A 15118-nucleotide genomic window follows, 5' to 3' on the forward strand; every position below is an offset into this window, starting at 1 on the left:
AGCGCTGATGACCGACAGCTTCGATTACATCATCGTCGGCGCCGGATCGGCGGGGTGCGTGCTCGCTGCGCGATTGACCGAGGATGGACGGCATAGCGTGCTGGTGCTCGAACAGGGCGGGTCCGATCGCTCGGTCTTCATCCAGATGCCCAGCGCGCTGTCGATCCCGATGAACATGGCGCGGTATAACTGGCAATATGAGACGGAGCCGGAGCCGCATCTGGGCGGTCGACGGCTGCATACGCCGCGCGGCAAGGTGATCGGCGGTTCGTCCTCGATCAACGGCATGGTCTATGTGCGCGGCAATCCCGCCGATTTCGATCGGTGGGAAGGGGAAGGGGCGACCGGCTGGGGCTATCGCCATGTGCTGCCCTATTTCCGGCGCGCGGAAACGCGGCAGGAAGGCGGGGACGCCTGGCGCGGCGACGCCGGGCCGCTCCACACGCAATATGGGCAATTGGCCAACCCACTGTATCGCGCTTTCATCGATGCCGCGCGTGAAGCGGGCTATCCCGAAACGGCGGACATCAACGGCTACCAGCAGGAAGGCTTCGGCCGGATGGACATGACCGTCCATCGCGGACGCCGCTGGAGCGCCGCCAGCGCCTATCTCAAACCGGCGATGCGCCGCCCGAACCTGACCGTGGTGACCCATGCGCTGGCCAGCCGCATCGTCCTCGACGGGCGACGGGCGACGGGGATCGTCTATCGCCGCAACGGCGTGGAGACGGTCGTCCACGCCCGGCGTGAGGTGATCCTGGCAGGCGGGCCGATCAATTCGCCGCAATTGCTGAAGCTGTCGGGGATCGGCCCGGCCGACGAACTGCGCGCGCATGGCATTACGCCGGTCCACAATCTTCCGGGCGTTGGCGAAAATTTGCAGGACCATCTGGAATTCTATTTCCAGATCGAATCTAAACTGCCGATCACCCTCTATCCGGCGATGAATTCGCTGCGAAAGGTGCTGATCGGCGCGCGCTGGCTGTTCGGGAAAAGCGGGTTGGGCGCGACCAACCATTTCGAAAGCTGCGGCTTCATCCGTAGCCGTGCCGGGGTCGCCTATCCGGACATCCAATATCACTTCCTGCCGCTGGCGGTCAGCTACGACGGATCGTCGCTCGCGACCGGCCACGGCTTCCAGGCGCATGTCGGGCCGATGCGATCGAAGAGCCGCGGCCATGTCCGCCTGCGCAGCGCCGATCCGGCGGACAAGCCGTCGATCCGCTTCAACTATATGAGCCATCCGGACGATTGGACCGAGATGCGCGCATGCGTGCGCCTGACGCGCGAGATCTTCGCCCAGCCGGCGATGGCGCCCTACGCCGGGCGCGAGATCCAGCCCGGTGCGGACGTCACCGACGACGCGGCGATCGACGCCTTCGTCCGCACGCACGTCGAAAGCGCCTATCATCCGTCCTGCTCCTGCGCGATGGGCGAGGCGTCGAACCCGATGGCGGTGGTCGATCCCATGCTGCGGGTGCATGGCATCGAGGGCCTGCGCGTCGTCGATTCCTCGGTGATGCCGTCGATCACGACCGGGAACCTCAACGCGCCGACGATCATGATCGGCGAGAAGGCAGCCGATCACATCCTGGGTCGCCCGACGCTGTCCGCCTCGAACGCGGAATATTACCGCTCCAAGGCGTGGGAAGCGCGGCAGCGCTAGGCATAAGCCAAACCGCGTGACACGGGCCCTGTCGCAACCGCGCGTCGGAATCGTACGGGATCGCTGATCCATATTTCGCGCGGGTGCGCTCGTCGCAAAAGCATCATCGACCACATCCACACATCAGGCGCAGGCGCAGGTCTGCGCCTGATGTTTTGCGCGTGTCCCTCGTCACTTGGCCGCCGGATGGACGGTGTCGCAAATCTGCGTGGTGCGCGACGCGCTTGTCCCGGCGGTGTGGGCGGCGAGCCATCATCCTGCGCTCGACGATGACGGGGGAGCCATCATGGCGGAGATGAGCATGCGCAGCGGTGACGCCGATCCGGCCTTTGCGGCGGGGGCGTTTTTCGGCGGTGCGTTGCGCGAGGCGGATCCCGAGGTCGATGCGGCCATCAATGCCGAACTCGGCCGGCAGCGCGACAAGCTGGAACTGATCGCGTCGGAGAATATCGTCTCCACCGCCGTGCTTCAGGCGCAGGGCTCGGTGCTGACCAACAAATATGCGGAAGGCTATCCGGGCCGCCGCTATTACGGCGGGTGCGAGCATGTCGACGTCACGGAGCAGCTCGCGATCGATCGCGCGTGCCGGCTGTTCGGCGCCAAGTTCGCCAACGTCCAGCCGCACTCGGGCGCGCAGGCCAATATGGCGGTCCAGTTCGCGCTGATGAAGCCCGGCGAGACGCTGATGGGCATGAGCCTGGCGCATGGCGGGCACCTGACCCACGGCGCGGCGCCGACCTTCTCGGGCAAGTGGCTGAACGCCATCCCCTATGGCGTGCGCGAGGAGGATCAGCGGATCGATTATGACGCGGTCGCCGAGCTGGCCCGCGACTATCACCCAAAGCTGATCATCGCGGGCGGATCGGCCTATCCCCGCCAGATCGACTTCGCCCGGTTCCGCGAGATTGCGGATTCGGTCGATGCGCTGCTGATGGTCGACATGGCGCATTTTGCCGGGCTGGTCGCGGGTGGCGTGCATCCCAATCCGCTCGACCATGCGCATGTCGTCACCACCACGACGCACAAGACGCTACGCGGCCCGCGCGGCGGCATGATCCTGACCAATGACGAGGCACTGGCCAAGAAGTTCAACTCGGCCATCTTCCCCGGCATCCAGGGCGGCCCGCTGGAACATGTCATCGCCGCCAAGGCGGTCGCGTTCGGCGAGGCGCTGCGCCCGTCGTTCAAGGACTATGCCCGCCGCGTGGTGGAGAATGCCCAGGCGCTGGCCGCGGTGCTGTCCGCCAACGGCTATTCGATCGTCTCGGGCGGCACCGACACGCATATCGTCCTCGTCGACCTGCGCCCCAAGGGGCTGACCGGCAAGCGCGCCGAGCTGATCCTCGATGAGGCCGGCATCACCTGCAACAAGAACGGCATCCCGTTCGATCCGGAGAAACCCGCCGTGACATCCGGCATTCGCTTGGGGAGCGGCGCCCTGACCAGCCGCGGGTTCGACGTCGCTGCCATCCAGCAGGTGGGGCGCCTCATCAACCGCATCCTCGACGCCGCGTCGGAGGGGGAGGTGCCGCAGGCATTGATCGACGCGGTGCGGGGCGACGTGATCGCCCTGTGCGATCGCTATCCGATCTATGACACGGCGCGCGGCTGATGCAGCGCTTCTCCGCATTCTCGCTGTTCCGGCAGGGACTTGGGGGGCACAAGGGGTGGAAGCCCCAGTGGCGCAACGCCGCGCCCAAACCCTCCTACGACGCGATCATCGTCGGCGGCGGCGGGCACGGGCTGGGCGCGGCCTATTATCTCGCCAGCCAGTTCGGGATGCGCAACGTCGCGGTGGTGGAGAAGGGCTGGATCGGCGGCGGCAACACCGGCCGCAACACGACGATCATCCGCTCCAACTATCTCTTCGACGAGAGCGCCGCGCTCTACGACCATGCGCTCAAGATGTGGGAGGGGTTGAGCCAGGAGCTCAACTACAACGTCATGTTCTCGCAGCGCGGCGTGATGATGCTTGCGCACAATATCCATGACGTGCAGGTGTTCAAGCGCCACGTGCACGCCAACCGGATCAACGGCGTCGACAACGAATGGCTGACGCCCGAAGAGGCCAAGGCCTTCTGCCCGCCGCTGAATATCGAACCCAATATGCGCTATCCGGTGCTGGGCGCGGCGTTGCAGCGGCGCGGCGGTACGGCGCGGCACGACGCGGTCGCTTGGGGCTATGCCCGCGCCGCCGACGCGCTGGGCGTCGACATCATCGAGAATTGCGAAGTCACCGGCATCCGCCGCGATGCGAGCGGAGCGGTGTCGGGCGTGGAGACGACGCGCGGCTTCATCGCCTCCAAACGGATCGGCGTCTCGGCGGCGGGGCACACCAGTGTCGTCCTCGGCATGGCGGGCGTCCGCCTGCCGCTGGAAAGCTATCCGCTCCAGGCCTTGGTGTCGGAGCCGGTGAAGCCGATCTTCCCCTGCGTCGTCATGTCGAACACCATCCACGCCTATATGAGCCAGTCAGACAAGGGCGAACTGGTGATCGGCGCGGGCACCGACGCCTACACCAGCTACACCCAGCGCGGCGGCCTGCACATCGCGACCCACACGCTGGAGGCGATCTGCGAGCTGTTCCCGCAGTTCCGCCGGATGCGGATGCTGCGGAGCTGGGGCGGCATCGTCGACGTGACGCCCGATCGCTCGCCGATCATCGCCAAGACGCCGGTGAAGGGGCTGTACGTCAACTGCGGCTGGGGCACCGGCGGGTTCAAGGCGACGCCCGGCGCGGCGCATCTGCTCGCCCACACGATCGCCAACGACGCGCCGCATGCGATCAACGCGCCCTATACGATCGAGCGCTTCCGCGACGGCTATATGATCGACGAGGCGGCCGCCGCCGCCGTCGCCCACTGAGAGGCGCACCGATGCTGCTCATCACCTGTCCCTATTGCGGCCAGCGGCCCGAGCTGGAGTTCAGCTACGCCGGTGAGGCGCATATCGACCGCCCGGTGCGCCCGGCCGATCTGAATGACGAGGATTGGACGACGTATCTTTATACGCGCTCCAATCCGAAGGGCGCACATGCCGAACGGTGGCGGCACCTGCACGGGTGTGGGCGCTTCTTCAACGCGATCCGCGATACGCGCAGCGACGTTTTCCTGGCGACGTACAAGGTCGGCGAACAGGCCCCGGAGGTGGAGTGCGCATGAAGACCGCCGATCACCGGATCGCGCGCGGCACCGTGATCCGCGACACGACGATCCACTTCACCTTCGACGGTAAGCGCTATGCGGGGCGGGAGGGGGATACGCTCGCCTCCGCGTTGCTCGCGAACGGCGTGCATCTGGTCGGTCGATCGTTCAAATATCACCGCCCGCGCGGCATTCTGGGCGCAGGCGCGGACGAGCCCAATGCGCTGGTCGGCATCCGGCGCGACCGCGCGCGCTACGCGCCCAACCTGCTGGCGACGCAGGTGGAACTGTATGACGGGCTCGACGCGGTCAGTCAGAACCGGCACCCCAGCCTGGAAAACGACCGCATGGCGGTCAACGACAAGCTGCTCAGCCGCTTCATTCCGGCCGGCTTCTACTACAAGACGTTCATGTGGCCGAAAAAGGCGTGGGACCGGCTGTACGAGCCGCGCATCCGCGAGGCGGCCGGGCTGGGCGTCGCACCGTCGGATCCCGACCCCGATCACTATACGCAGCGCTATGCCCATTGCGACGTCCTGGTGATCGGCGGCGGCCCCGCCGGGATCGTCGCGGCGCGTGAGGCGGCGGAGGCCGGCGCGCGGGTGATCCTGTGCGACGATCGCGCGCGGATCGGCGGCTCGCTGCTGGCGGCGGTCGATACCGACATCGCGGGGCAGCCCGCGGCCGACTGGCTGGACGACGCACTGGCGGCACTCGCCGCGCTGCCCAACGTCACCTTGCTGCCCCGCACGATTGCCTTCGGCTATTATCCGCACAATTGGATCGGCCTGACCGAGAAGCTGACCGATCACCTCGCGGCGCCAGCGCAGGGCCGCCCGCGCGAGCGCTTGTGGCAGGTGCGCGCGGCGCAGGTGGTGCTCGCCACCGGTGCGATCGAACGCCCGCTGGTGTTCCCCGACAACGACCGGCCCGGCATCATGCTGGCGGATGCGGCGCGCACCTATCTGCAGCAATATGGCGTCGCGGTGGGGCGGACGATCGTGATCGTCGGCGCCCATGACAATGCCTATCGCGTCGCGCAGGAAATGGCGGCGGCGGGCGTCACGGTCGCGGCGGTCGCGGATATCCGACCGCGCTCCACCGTGTCGGAGGCCGCGCGGCTGGCGGGCCTGCCGGTCGTCACCGACGCAAAGATCGATGGGACGACCGGCGGGCTGCGCGTCGCGTCGATCACCATCACCGTCGATGGGGCGACGCGCCGTTATCCCTGCGATGCGGTGCTGATGGCGGGCGGCTTCACCCCCAGCGTCCACCTCTTCTCGCAGTCGCGCGGTAAGCTCGGCTGGGATGAGGCGCTCCAGGCCTATCTCCCGTCCGTCTCTGCCGAGGCGGAGCGATCGGCGGGCGCGTGCCGCGGCCGCTTCGCGCTGGCGGAAGCGATCGCCGACGGGATCGACGCCGGGCGCGACGCAGCGTCGGCTGCGGGCTTTGCCCCGTCCGCACCGGCGTCGGTGCCCGCCGTGTCCGTCCGCCACGCCCAGGGCGTTGGCGGCTATATGGGTGCCGCCCCCACGACGAGCGACCTGACGAAGGCCAAGGCGTTCGTCGATTGGCAGAATGACGTGACCGCCAAGGACATCATGCTCGCCACGCGCGAGGGGTTCCTGTCGATCGAGCATGTCAAACGCTACACCACCACCGGCATGGCGACCGATCAGGGCAAGCTGTCCAACATCAATGCGCTGGGCATCGTGTCGGAGGCGACGGGGCGGTCGATCCCGGAGATCGGGCTGACGACCTTCCGCTCGCCCTATACGCCGGTGACGTTCGGCACGCTGGCGGGCCATGCGCGCGGCGACCTGTTCGATCCGGCGCGGATCACCGCGATCAACGACTGGGCGAAGGAACATGGCGCCGCGTTCGAGGATGTCGGCAACTGGCGGCGCGCGCATTACTTCCCGCGCGGGGCTGAGGACATGCACGCGGCGGTCAACCGCGAATGCGTCGCCGTCCGGCAGGGCGTCGGCATCTTCGATGCCTCTACCTTGGGCAAGATCGAAATAGTCGGCCCGGACGCGGCGGGGTTCATGAACCGCTTCTTCGTCAACGCCTGGACCAAGCTGGGCGTCGGCAAATGCCGCTACGGCGTGCTGCTGCGCGAGGACGGCTTCGTCATGGACGACGGCGTGGTCGGGCGGCTGGCGGCGGATCGCTTCCACGTCACCACTACGACGGGCGGCGCGGCGCGCGTGCTCAACATGATGGAGGATTACCTCCAGACCGAATGGCCAGATCTCAACGTCTGGCTGACCTCCACCACCGAACAATGGTCGGTCATCGCCGTGCAGGGCCCCCGCGCCCGTGAGGTGATCGCGCCGCTGATCGAGGGGCTGGACGTCTCGGCCGAGGCTTTCCCGCACATGAGCATCGCCGACGCCCGCATCTGCGGCGTGCCGATGCGGCTGATGCGGGTCAGCTTCACGGGCGAACTGGGGTTCGAGGTGAACGTGCCGAGCGGTTACGGCCGCATGGTGTGGGAGGCGATCTGGGCGCGGGGCAAGGCGTTCGACATGGTCCCCTATGGGACCGAGACGATGCACGTCCTGCGCGCCGAAAAGGGCTATATCATCGTCGGCCAGGAAACCGATGGCACCGTGAACCCCGACGACGTCGGCCTTTCCTGGGCGATCGGCAAGGCCAAGCCCGATTTCGTCGGCAAGCGCTCGCTCGCGCGCCCGGCGATGGCCGCGCCCGATCGCAAGCAGCTAGTCGGCCTCAAGACCGCCGATGGCCGCACGGTGCTGGAGGAGGGCGCACAGATCGTCACGCCGTCCGCCGCCACGACACCGATCGGCCATGTCACCTCGGCCTATTACAGCGCGGCGGTGAACGCGCCGATCGCGCTGGCGCTGGTGCGCGGCGGTCGCGCGCGGCTCGGCGAGACGCTGCACATCCCGATGCCGGCAGGGCCGATCGCGGTGCAAGTCGTCTCGCCCATCTTCTACGATCCGGAAGGCACCCGCATCGATGTCTGACCTGTCTCCCGCCACGCCCTTCTCAGGCAGCACCGCGTCGATCCGCGCGCTGAGACATGCCGGCCGCGCCGTCTTGCGGTGCCCGGCAACGATGATCGACACGGTCGCAGAGCGCCTGGGCGTCGCACTGCCGATCGAGGCCTGCCGCTCGGCCGAGGCTGCCGGGCTGTCGGCGCTGTGGCTCGGGCCGGACGAATGGCTGCTGCTGGCGCCGGACGCGTCGGACGATTGGGTGGCCTCGTTGCAGGCGCGGCTGGGCGATGCCCTTTGCTCGCTCGTCGACGTCAGCCACCGCCAGGTCGCGCTGGAAGTAATAGACGGCGCCGTCGACGCGGAGACGCTGTTGGCGAGCGGCTGCGCGCTGGACCTGTCGCTGCGCGCCTTCCCCGTCGGCATGTGTACCCGCACGATGTACGACAAGGCAGAAATCGTCCTGTGGCGCCGCGCGCCCGACCGCTTCCACATCGAGGTGTGGCGCTCGTTCGCCCGCTATGTCGAAGGGCTGCTGCGGATCGCCGAGGCCGAGGCGTAAGCGATGCTCGGCGTACGGGACCTGTTTCGGATCGGCATTGGGCCGTCGTCGTCGCACACCGTCGGGCCGATGCGGGCCGCGCACGCGTTCGCCGGCACCTTGCGGGGTTCGACCTTCGCCCGCATCCGCTGCGACCTGTTGGGCTCGCTCGCCTGGACGGGGACGGGCCATGCGACCGATACGGCGGTCGTATTGGGCCTGGCGGGCTTCTTGCCCGACGCGATCGAGCCGGAGCAGATCGACCGGGTGGTAGAGCAGGCGCGTAACGATCGCAGCCTGATCGTCGCGGGTCGCGCCATCGCCTTCGATCCCGAAACCGATATCGTGTTCGACCGCGACAGCGAGACGCCCGTCCATCCCAATACGCTGCGCTTTACCGCGTTCGATGCCGACGGGGCGGTGGTGGTCAGCGAACGCTGGTGTTCGATCGGCGGTGGCTTCATCGTTCCCGAGGACCGGGTCGGCGACGCGACGCTGGAAGAGGACGAGTCGCCGCCGCCATTCCCCTTCCGGCGCGCCGAGGAACTCCTCGCCATCTGCCGCTGCCATGGCCTCAGCATTGCAGAGGTGATGCGCGCGAACGAATTGTCGCGCACCTCGGCGGCGGAACTCGACGCCTATCTCGATCGCATCATCGACGTGATGATGACCTGTATCGACAGGGGGATGCAGACCGATGGCATCCTGCCTGGTCGGTTGAAGGTGCCGCGCCGCGCCCGCCCGCTGCGGCAGAAGCTGGACGGCGATCGCTTTCGCAACCGTCAGGCCCCGCACAGTATCATGGACCATGTCAGCCTGTTCGCGATCGCGGTGAACGAGGAGAATGCGGCGGGGGGCCGCATCGTCACCGCCCCGACGAACGGCGCGGCCGGCGTCGTGCCGGCGGTGCTGCGCTATTATCGCGACTTCTGGCCCGGTGCCGACCGCGCCGGGATGCACGACATGCTCCTCACCGCCAGCGCGATCGGCGTGCTGACCAAGCTCAACGCCTCGATCTCGGGCGCGGAGGTCGGGTGCCAGGGCGAGGTGGGGACGGCGAGCGCGATGGCCGCCGCGGGGCTCGCCGCCGTGATGGGCGCGACCGATCTGCAAGTGGAGAATGCCGCCGAGATCGCGATGGAGCATCATCTGGGCATGACCTGCGATCCGATCGCGGGGCTGGTCCAGGTGCCCTGTATCGAACGCAACGCCTTCGGTGCCGTGAAAGCGATCAACGCCGCCTCGCTCGCGCTGCGCGGCGACGGCCAGCATATCGTCTCGCTCGATCAGGTCATCGAAACGATGATGCGCACCGGCACCGACATGCACGCCAAATACAAGGAAACGTCGCAGGGCGGCCTTGCCGTGAATTTCCCCGAATGCTGAATGGTGGATCATGACCGAAGACGAATTATACGCCGAATTCGCCAAAGCCGGCATCGCCACCGAGACGATTGAACATCCCCCCGTCTACACCGTCGACCAAAGCACCGCGATCCATGACGCGCTACCGGCGGCGCATACCAAGAATTTGTTCCTGAAGGACAAACACAAGCAGCTGTGGCTGATCGTCCTGCCAAGCGATCGGCGTGCCGATTTGAAGGCCTTTGCGGAGCTGCTCGGGGCGGGCAAATTCTCGTTCGGCAAGGCGGACGAGATGGAGCAGGTGCTCGGCGTCTCGCCCGGTTCGGTGACGCCGCTGGCGATCGCGAATACGACGCCCGGCGAGGTATCGCTGGTGTTCGACGCTGCTTTCGCCGGGGCCGACCGGATCGCGGTGCATCCGTTGCGGAACACCGCCACCGTCGCGCTGCCCTTCGCCGCTCTCGTGACGTGGCTCGAAGCGCGCGGACACGCTGTGCGCACCGTGGCGCTCCCTTGATCGGTCGAGCGCGGTGATGCGGATGCGATCGACGACGCTGGCGCCATATCGCGCGGATCACGATAAACGTCCGCATCGCGGATAGGGGACGCTGAAAGCCGATCATGTCCACCAAGCTGTCGCCCGGCTTCGACCTCAATTCGGTGGAGGTCTTCATCCTCACCGCCGAACTCGGGGGGATGACGCAAAGCGCGCGGCACCTGGGCATGACGCAGTCCGCCGTGTCCCAGACCATTTCGAAGCTGGAGCAGGCGCTCGGTGCCCGCCTGTTCGATCGTACGATGCGCCCGGTGGCGCTGACGCCGGCGGGCAAGCTGCTCCGCCGGGACGGCGGTGAGCTGATCGCCGCGGCGAAGCTGCTGGCGCGTGAGGTGCGCGACGAAACCGCCCGGCCGGCCGATTGCATCACGATCGCAATGGCCGAAAGCCTCGCCAATCACCTGACCGCGCCGCTGCTGAAGGCGGTCGGTCCGCGCGCGCTGCGCTGGCAGATGCGATCGGGTATCTCGCTCATGCAGCAGCGCGAGTTCCTGTCGCGAAGTATCGATCTGCTCATCACCGGGTCGAGCCAGCTCGAAAATTTGGAGGAGGTTGAACACTTCCCGATCATGGACGAGGCCTTCGTCATCATCGCGCCGGCTGAATACGTGGGCCCGCTGGAGCCGATCGAGACGCTGACGGATCTCCCGCTCGTGCGCTATTCGCTGCTGTCGGCGATGGGGCAGCGGATTGAGAGGCAGTTGTCGCGGATGCGGATGCAAATGCCCAACGTGATCGAGGTGGATTCGACGTTTCAGCAGGTGTCCAGCGTCGCTGCGGGCGTCGGATGGAGCATTACCACGCCGTTATGCCTGGCGAGCCAGCTGGAGCTGTTGCCGGGGCTGCGCGTGGCGCCGATGCCGCGGGCGAGCTTTCGCCGCCGCATTCAGCTGGTCGCGCGCAGGGGCGAGTTCGGCGGCCTGCCGCAGGAGATCGCGACGCGGTCGACCGCGCTGCTGCAAGCCGGCAAGCTGGCGCAGCTGATCGACAAAGAGCCTTGGATCGCCGATTGCGTGGGCTGGGGCGAATAGCCTAGCCGGCGGCGGCCCGGGGCAGCGCCGCAGTCGTCGCGGCCGCTGCCGTCTGGCGCGCGCCCGCCAGCGACGCCCGCGCTTCCAGCGGCGAACGACCGAAGCGGCGCCGGAACATGCGGCTCATGTGCGAGGAATCGCAGAAGCCGCATTCGACCGCGATTGCCGTGATCGACTTGTCGGTGGTTTCCAGCATGTGCTGCGCCAGCGACAGCCGCACGTCCATGAACGCGACCTGCGGCGAGACGCCGAGCGCGGTCTTGAACCGGCGTTCGAGCTGCCGTTTGCTCTTGCCCATCCGTTCGGCGATGCCCGCGACCGACAAGGGCATGTCGATGCTCTGCTGCGTGATCAGCAACGCGCGCAGCACGATCGGATCGTCGGTGCGATAGTTGAGCATCGCGCCCGGCTGCGCCTTTTCGCCGCCCAGCGCCTCGTCGATGATCATGATGTGCAGGCTCTTGCTCGCCTGCGCGCGGCCGACGTGGCGGTCGACCAGATAGGCGGCGAGATGCGCTGAGCTGGCGCCGCCCGAACAGGTCAGCCGATCGCGATCGACGATGAAGATGCGGTCGGACACCGGATCGAGCCCGTCGAACTGTTCCAGAAAGTCGCGATGATGGAACCAGCTGACGCAGCATTTATACCCGTCGAGCAGGCCCGCGCTGTGGAGCAGGAAGGCACCGGTACAGACGCCAACCAGCGGTATCCCAGCGCCGCCGCCCGGCGCAGATAGGCGGTATATTCGCTGCCGAACCCATCGATTTCGTCGATCAGCCCGCCGACGACGACGATATAGTCGAAGCGGGCGGGGTCGCCGAGGTGTTCATCGGGCTGGATGGCGATCCCGGAGCTGGACGGGATCGGCGACGAACTATCGGATATCACTTTCCAATCGCAGGCGATGTGCCGGCTGCGGTCGCCTTCGTCCGCGGCAAGGCGCAGCACGTCGACGAAATTGGCGAAGGCGCAGAGCGTGAAGCGCCGGGCGAGAATGAAACCCACCGACAAACGCAGGCCTGCCGCCCGACGGCGCAAGGACGCGTCCAATACCGATTGCGCCATGCTCCAACCCGCCCCCAGTTCGAGAGATCTTGCACCCATGTCGTAGAGTTTGTGGTGGTCTGACGCAATTATCCTTTCCCGGCCCGCAGAGCTTGTCGCAAACCTACTGAGGTTCAAGGCTAATCTTGCATATCCGCGCCGATCGGCGCGGCGGGGGGCGGCAATATGAAAGTCTTGGTGCCGGTCAAACGGGTGGTCGACCATAACGTCAAGATTCGCGTCAAAGGCGACGGGTCGGGAGTCGATCTCGCCAATGTGAAGATGTCGATCAATCCGTTCGATGAAATCGCACTGGAAGAAGCGGTTCGCCTGAAAGAGGCGGGGGTCGCGAGCGAGATCCTGGTCGTGTCGATCGGCCCGGCCCCGGCGCAGGACGTCTTGCGCACGGCCTTGGCGGTGGGCGCGGACCGCGCGATCCTGATCCGCGCGGACGCGATGCCCGAACCGCTCGCGGTGGCAAAGCTGCTGAAGGCGGTGGTGGACGACGAGCAGCCCGGCCTGGTCCTGCTCGGCAAGCAGGCGATCGATGACGATGCCAACCAGACCGGGCAGATGCTGTCGGCGCTGCTCGGCTGGTCGCAGGCGACGTTCGCATCGCACGTTGCGATCGCTGAGGGCCGGGCGACGGTGACGCGCGAGGTCGATGGCGGGCTTCAGGTGATCGACGTCGCGCTGCCCGCGGTCGTCTCGGTCGATCTGCGCCTCAACGAGCCACGCTATGCGACGCTACCCAACATCATGAAAGCGAAGAAAAAGCCGCTCGAGGAGCGTGCGCTGGCGGACTTCGGGATCGACGTCGCGCCGCGCCTTGCGATCCTGTCGACCGAAGAGCCGGCCATGCGCGGACCGGGTGTCCGCGTCGCCTCGGTCGCCGAGCTGGCCGACACGCTGAAGGCCCAGGCCTGTGTCCTGTGATCGCGATCGGGAGAGCCCGGAAATGACCGTCCTGCTGCTTGCCGAACATGACAATGTCGCCCTGTCCGAATTGACCGCACGGGCGCTGACCGCCGCGTCCCGCATGGGCGAGGCGGTCGATATCCTCGTCGTGGGGCGGGGCGCGGACGGCGTCGCGGCGGCGGCGGCGCGGTTGTCCGGCGTGCGCCGCGTCCTGCTGGCCGACGCTCTCGCCTTCGAGCATCGGCTGGCCGAACCGACCGCCGCGCTGATCGTGGCGCTGGCCAGCGACTATGGCGCGATCGTCGCACCGGCGACCAGCACCGGCAAGAACGTGCTGCCGCGCGTCGCGGCGCTGCTCGACGTGATGCAGCTGTCCGAAGTCATCGAGGTCGTCGCGCCCGACACGTTCAAGCGGCCGATCTACGCCGGCAATGCGATTCAGACGGTGCGATCGAGCGATGCCGTGAAGGTGGTCACCGTCCGCACGTCAGCCTTCGCACCCACCGCATCGGGCGATGGCACCGCCGACATCGTGACGATCGGCGATGCCGGCGATCCCGGCCTGTCGCGCTTCGTCGAGAACCGGTTCGCGGCGAGCGACCGACCCGATCTGGGCGCGGCGCGGATCGTCGTGTCGGGCGGCCGGGCGCTCGGTTCGGCGGCGCAGTTCCAGGCGACGATCCTGCCGCTCGCCGACAAACTGGGCGCGGCGGTCGGCGCGTCGCGCGCCGCGGTCGATGCCGGCTATGCCCCCAACGACTGGCAGGTCGGCCAGACGGGCAAGGTCGTCGCCCCCGAACTCTACATCGCCTGCGGGATATCCGGCGCGATCCAGCATCTTGCCGGGATGAAGGACGCCAAAGTGATCGTCGCGATCAACAAGGATGCGGACGCGCCGATCTTCCAGGTCGCCGATTACGGCCTGGTCGGCGACCTGTTCGACGTCCTGCCCGAACTCGAACGCCAGCTCTGAGCCATCGAAAGGCCGTCCATGACCGAGAAAACCTATGTCGTACGGCTGGGCTGCAAGGACCAGCCCGGTATCGTCGCCACCGTGACCACCGTCCTGGCGCATATGGGCGGCAATATCCTGGAATCGAACCAATTCTGGGATCGGCAGGCGGACCATTTCTTCTTGCGGATCGCGATCACCGTCCCCGCCTGGGTAACGCGCGATGCGATCGAGGAGGCGCTGCGCCCCGCCACCGCCCGCTTCGCGCTCGACCTGACGGTCGTCGACGTCGCCGAACGCCCGAAGATCATCATCATGGTCTCGAAATTTGACCATGCGATGCACCATCTGCTCTACCAGATCAAAGTGCGCTGGCTGAACGCCGAGGTCGTCGCGATCGTCTCCAACCACGACGGCGCGCGCGCAGCGGCACAGATCGAGGGCGTGCCCTTCCATCACTGGCCGGTCACCAAGGACAACAAGGTCGAACAGGAGCAGAAGCTGCTCGCGCTGGTCGAGGAAACCGGCGCGGAGCTGGTGGTGCTCGCCCGCTACATGCAGGTGCTGTCGAACGATCTGTCCGAACGCCTTTACGGCCGGGTGATCAACATCCACCATTCGTTCCTGCCGAGCTTCAAGGGCGCCAAGCCCTATCACCAGGCGCACGAGCGCGGCGTGAAGCTGATCGGCGCGACCGCGCATTACGTCACGCCCGACCTCGACGAAGGGCCGATCATCGAACAGGAAACCGAGCGCGTCAGCCATATGATGACGAGCGAGGATTTCGTCGCCGCCGGGCGCGACATCGAATCGCGCGTGCTGGCCCGCGCCGTCAAATACCACCTCGAAGGGCGGGTGATGCTCAACAGCCACCGGACGGTGGTGTTCACGCCCTGAGCGCCGCGTCGACCATGGCCACGCCCCCATCACCGCGCT

14 protein-coding genes are annotated in these 15118 nt (G+C 67.0%); 12 read left to right on the forward strand and 2 right to left on the reverse strand.

Annotated features, from left to right (window positions below):
• Nucleotides 1–7: 7 nt before the first annotated feature.
• The 9 genes from betA (at nt 8) to ACP7A3_RS13950 (ending at nt 11268) form a co-directional block, all read left to right on the forward strand.
• Nucleotides 8–1666, forward strand: a complete 1659-nt coding sequence (gene betA, locus ACP7A3_RS13910; RefSeq protein WP_426255998.1) for a choline dehydrogenase — start codon at nt 8–10, stop codon at nt 1664–1666.
• 301 nt (nt 1667–1967) lie between these two features.
• On the forward strand, nt 1968–3278 hold the full coding sequence (gene glyA, locus ACP7A3_RS13915) for a serine hydroxymethyltransferase (protein WP_426256049.1): 1311 nt from the start codon (nt 1968–1970) through the stop codon (nt 3276–3278).
• Nucleotides 3278–4531, forward strand: coding sequence for a sarcosine oxidase subunit beta family protein (locus ACP7A3_RS13920; protein WP_426255999.1), 1254 nt, complete (start codon nt 3278–3280; stop codon nt 4529–4531). Before glyA ends, ACP7A3_RS13920 begins: the two co-directional genes overlap by 1 nt.
• An 11-nt stretch (nt 4532–4542) precedes the next feature.
• On the forward strand, nt 4543–4827 hold the full coding sequence (locus ACP7A3_RS13925) for a sarcosine oxidase subunit delta (RefSeq protein WP_277286722.1): 285 nt from the start codon (nt 4543–4545) through the stop codon (nt 4825–4827).
• Nucleotides 4824–7805 carry a sarcosine oxidase subunit alpha family protein gene (locus ACP7A3_RS13930; protein ID WP_426256000.1) on the forward strand — a complete coding sequence of 994 codons (2982 nt, stop codon included), beginning with the start codon at nt 4824–4826 and terminating at the stop codon, nt 7803–7805. The genes ACP7A3_RS13925 and ACP7A3_RS13930 overlap by 4 nt, the downstream gene beginning before the upstream one ends.
• Nucleotides 7798–8337 carry a sarcosine oxidase subunit gamma gene (locus tag ACP7A3_RS13935; protein WP_426256001.1) on the forward strand — a complete coding sequence of 180 codons (540 nt, stop codon included), beginning with the start codon at nt 7798–7800 and terminating at the stop codon, nt 8335–8337. Before ACP7A3_RS13930 ends, ACP7A3_RS13935 begins: the two co-directional genes overlap by 8 nt.
• A gap of 3 nt (nt 8338–8340) precedes the next feature.
• Nucleotides 8341–9702 (forward strand): L-serine ammonia-lyase, encoded by a 1362-nt coding sequence (locus ACP7A3_RS13940; protein ID WP_426256002.1) that lies wholly within the window; start codon nt 8341–8343, stop codon nt 9700–9702.
• A gap of 10 nt (nt 9703–9712) precedes the next feature.
• Complete coding sequence (locus ACP7A3_RS13945) at nt 9713–10198, forward strand: prolyl-tRNA synthetase associated domain-containing protein (RefSeq protein WP_426256003.1); 486 nt, start codon at nt 9713–9715, stop codon at nt 10196–10198.
• Between the two features lie 104 nt (nt 10199–10302).
• The gene (locus ACP7A3_RS13950; RefSeq protein ID WP_426256004.1) at nt 10303–11268 is read left to right on the forward strand and encodes a LysR family transcriptional regulator; all 966 of its coding nucleotides are present in this window, start codon (nt 10303–10305) and stop codon (nt 11266–11268) included.
• 1 nt (nt 11269) lies between these two features.
• Here ACP7A3_RS13950 and ACP7A3_RS13955 read toward each other — a convergent pair whose 3' ends face one another.
• Nucleotides 11270–11848 (reverse strand): GlxA family transcriptional regulator, encoded by a 579-nt coding sequence (locus ACP7A3_RS13955; RefSeq protein WP_426256005.1) that lies wholly within the window; start codon nt 11846–11848, stop codon nt 11270–11272.
• Nucleotides 11809–12333: a hypothetical protein gene (locus tag ACP7A3_RS13960; RefSeq protein ID WP_426256006.1), complete on the reverse strand. Its 525-nt coding sequence runs from the start codon at nt 12331–12333 to the stop codon at nt 11809–11811. Before ACP7A3_RS13960 ends, ACP7A3_RS13955 begins: the two co-directional genes overlap by 40 nt.
• A 165-nt stretch (nt 12334–12498) precedes the next feature.
• Between ACP7A3_RS13960 and ACP7A3_RS13965 the strand changes: the two genes are divergently transcribed.
• The 3 genes from ACP7A3_RS13965 to purU are packed head-to-tail and all read left to right on the forward strand — an operon-like array spanning nt 12499 to nt 15079.
• On the forward strand, nt 12499–13248 hold the full coding sequence (locus tag ACP7A3_RS13965) for an electron transfer flavoprotein subunit beta/FixA family protein (protein ID WP_426256007.1): 750 nt from the start codon (nt 12499–12501) through the stop codon (nt 13246–13248).
• A 22-nt stretch (nt 13249–13270) separates the two neighbouring features.
• Nucleotides 13271–14203: an electron transfer flavoprotein subunit alpha/FixB family protein gene (locus tag ACP7A3_RS13970; protein ID WP_426256008.1), complete on the forward strand. Its 933-nt coding sequence runs from the start codon at nt 13271–13273 to the stop codon at nt 14201–14203.
• 18 nt (nt 14204–14221) lie between these two features.
• On the forward strand, nt 14222–15079 hold the full coding sequence (gene purU, locus ACP7A3_RS13975; protein WP_426256009.1) for a formyltetrahydrofolate deformylase: 858 nt from the start codon (nt 14222–14224) through the stop codon (nt 15077–15079).
• Nucleotides 15080–15118: the final 39 nt, after the last annotated feature.

Origin of the sequence: Sphingomonas sp. DC5200-1 (assembly GCF_049897245.1) — a bacterium.
Classification (GTDB): domain Bacteria; phylum Pseudomonadota; class Alphaproteobacteria; order Sphingomonadales; family Sphingomonadaceae; genus Sphingomonas; species Sphingomonas aquatilis.

Bases quoted from the DNA above. Each gene is read 5' to 3' on its own strand.
- betA (WP_426255998.1), top strand. From the start codon at position 8: ATGACCGACAGCTTCGATTACATCATCGTCGGCGCCGGATCGGCGGGG.
- glyA (WP_426256049.1), top strand. From the start codon at position 1,968: ATGCGCAGCGGTGACGCCGATCCGGCCTTTGCGGCGGGGGCGTTTTTC.
- ACP7A3_RS13920 (WP_426255999.1), top strand. From the start codon at position 3,278: ATGCAGCGCTTCTCCGCATTCTCGCTGTTCCGGCAGGGACTTGGGGGG.
- ACP7A3_RS13925 (WP_277286722.1), top strand. From the start codon at position 4,543: ATGCTGCTCATCACCTGTCCCTATTGCGGCCAGCGGCCCGAGCTGGAG.
- ACP7A3_RS13930 (WP_426256000.1), top strand. From the start codon at position 4,824: ATGAAGACCGCCGATCACCGGATCGCGCGCGGCACCGTGATCCGCGAC.
- ACP7A3_RS13935 (WP_426256001.1), top strand. From the start codon at position 7,798: ATGTCTGACCTGTCTCCCGCCACGCCCTTCTCAGGCAGCACCGCGTCG.
- ACP7A3_RS13940 (WP_426256002.1), top strand. From the start codon at position 8,341: ATGCTCGGCGTACGGGACCTGTTTCGGATCGGCATTGGGCCGTCGTCG.
- ACP7A3_RS13945 (WP_426256003.1), top strand. From the start codon at position 9,713: ATGACCGAAGACGAATTATACGCCGAATTCGCCAAAGCCGGCATCGCC.
- ACP7A3_RS13950 (WP_426256004.1), top strand. From the start codon at position 10,303: ATGTCCACCAAGCTGTCGCCCGGCTTCGACCTCAATTCGGTGGAGGTC.
- ACP7A3_RS13960 (WP_426256006.1), bottom strand. From the start codon at position 12,333: ATGGCGCAATCGGTATTGGACGCGTCCTTGCGCCGTCGGGCGGCAGGC.
- ACP7A3_RS13965 (WP_426256007.1), top strand. From the start codon at position 12,499: ATGAAAGTCTTGGTGCCGGTCAAACGGGTGGTCGACCATAACGTCAAG.
- ACP7A3_RS13970 (WP_426256008.1), top strand. From the start codon at position 13,271: ATGACCGTCCTGCTGCTTGCCGAACATGACAATGTCGCCCTGTCCGAA.
- purU (WP_426256009.1), top strand. From the start codon at position 14,222: ATGACCGAGAAAACCTATGTCGTACGGCTGGGCTGCAAGGACCAGCCC.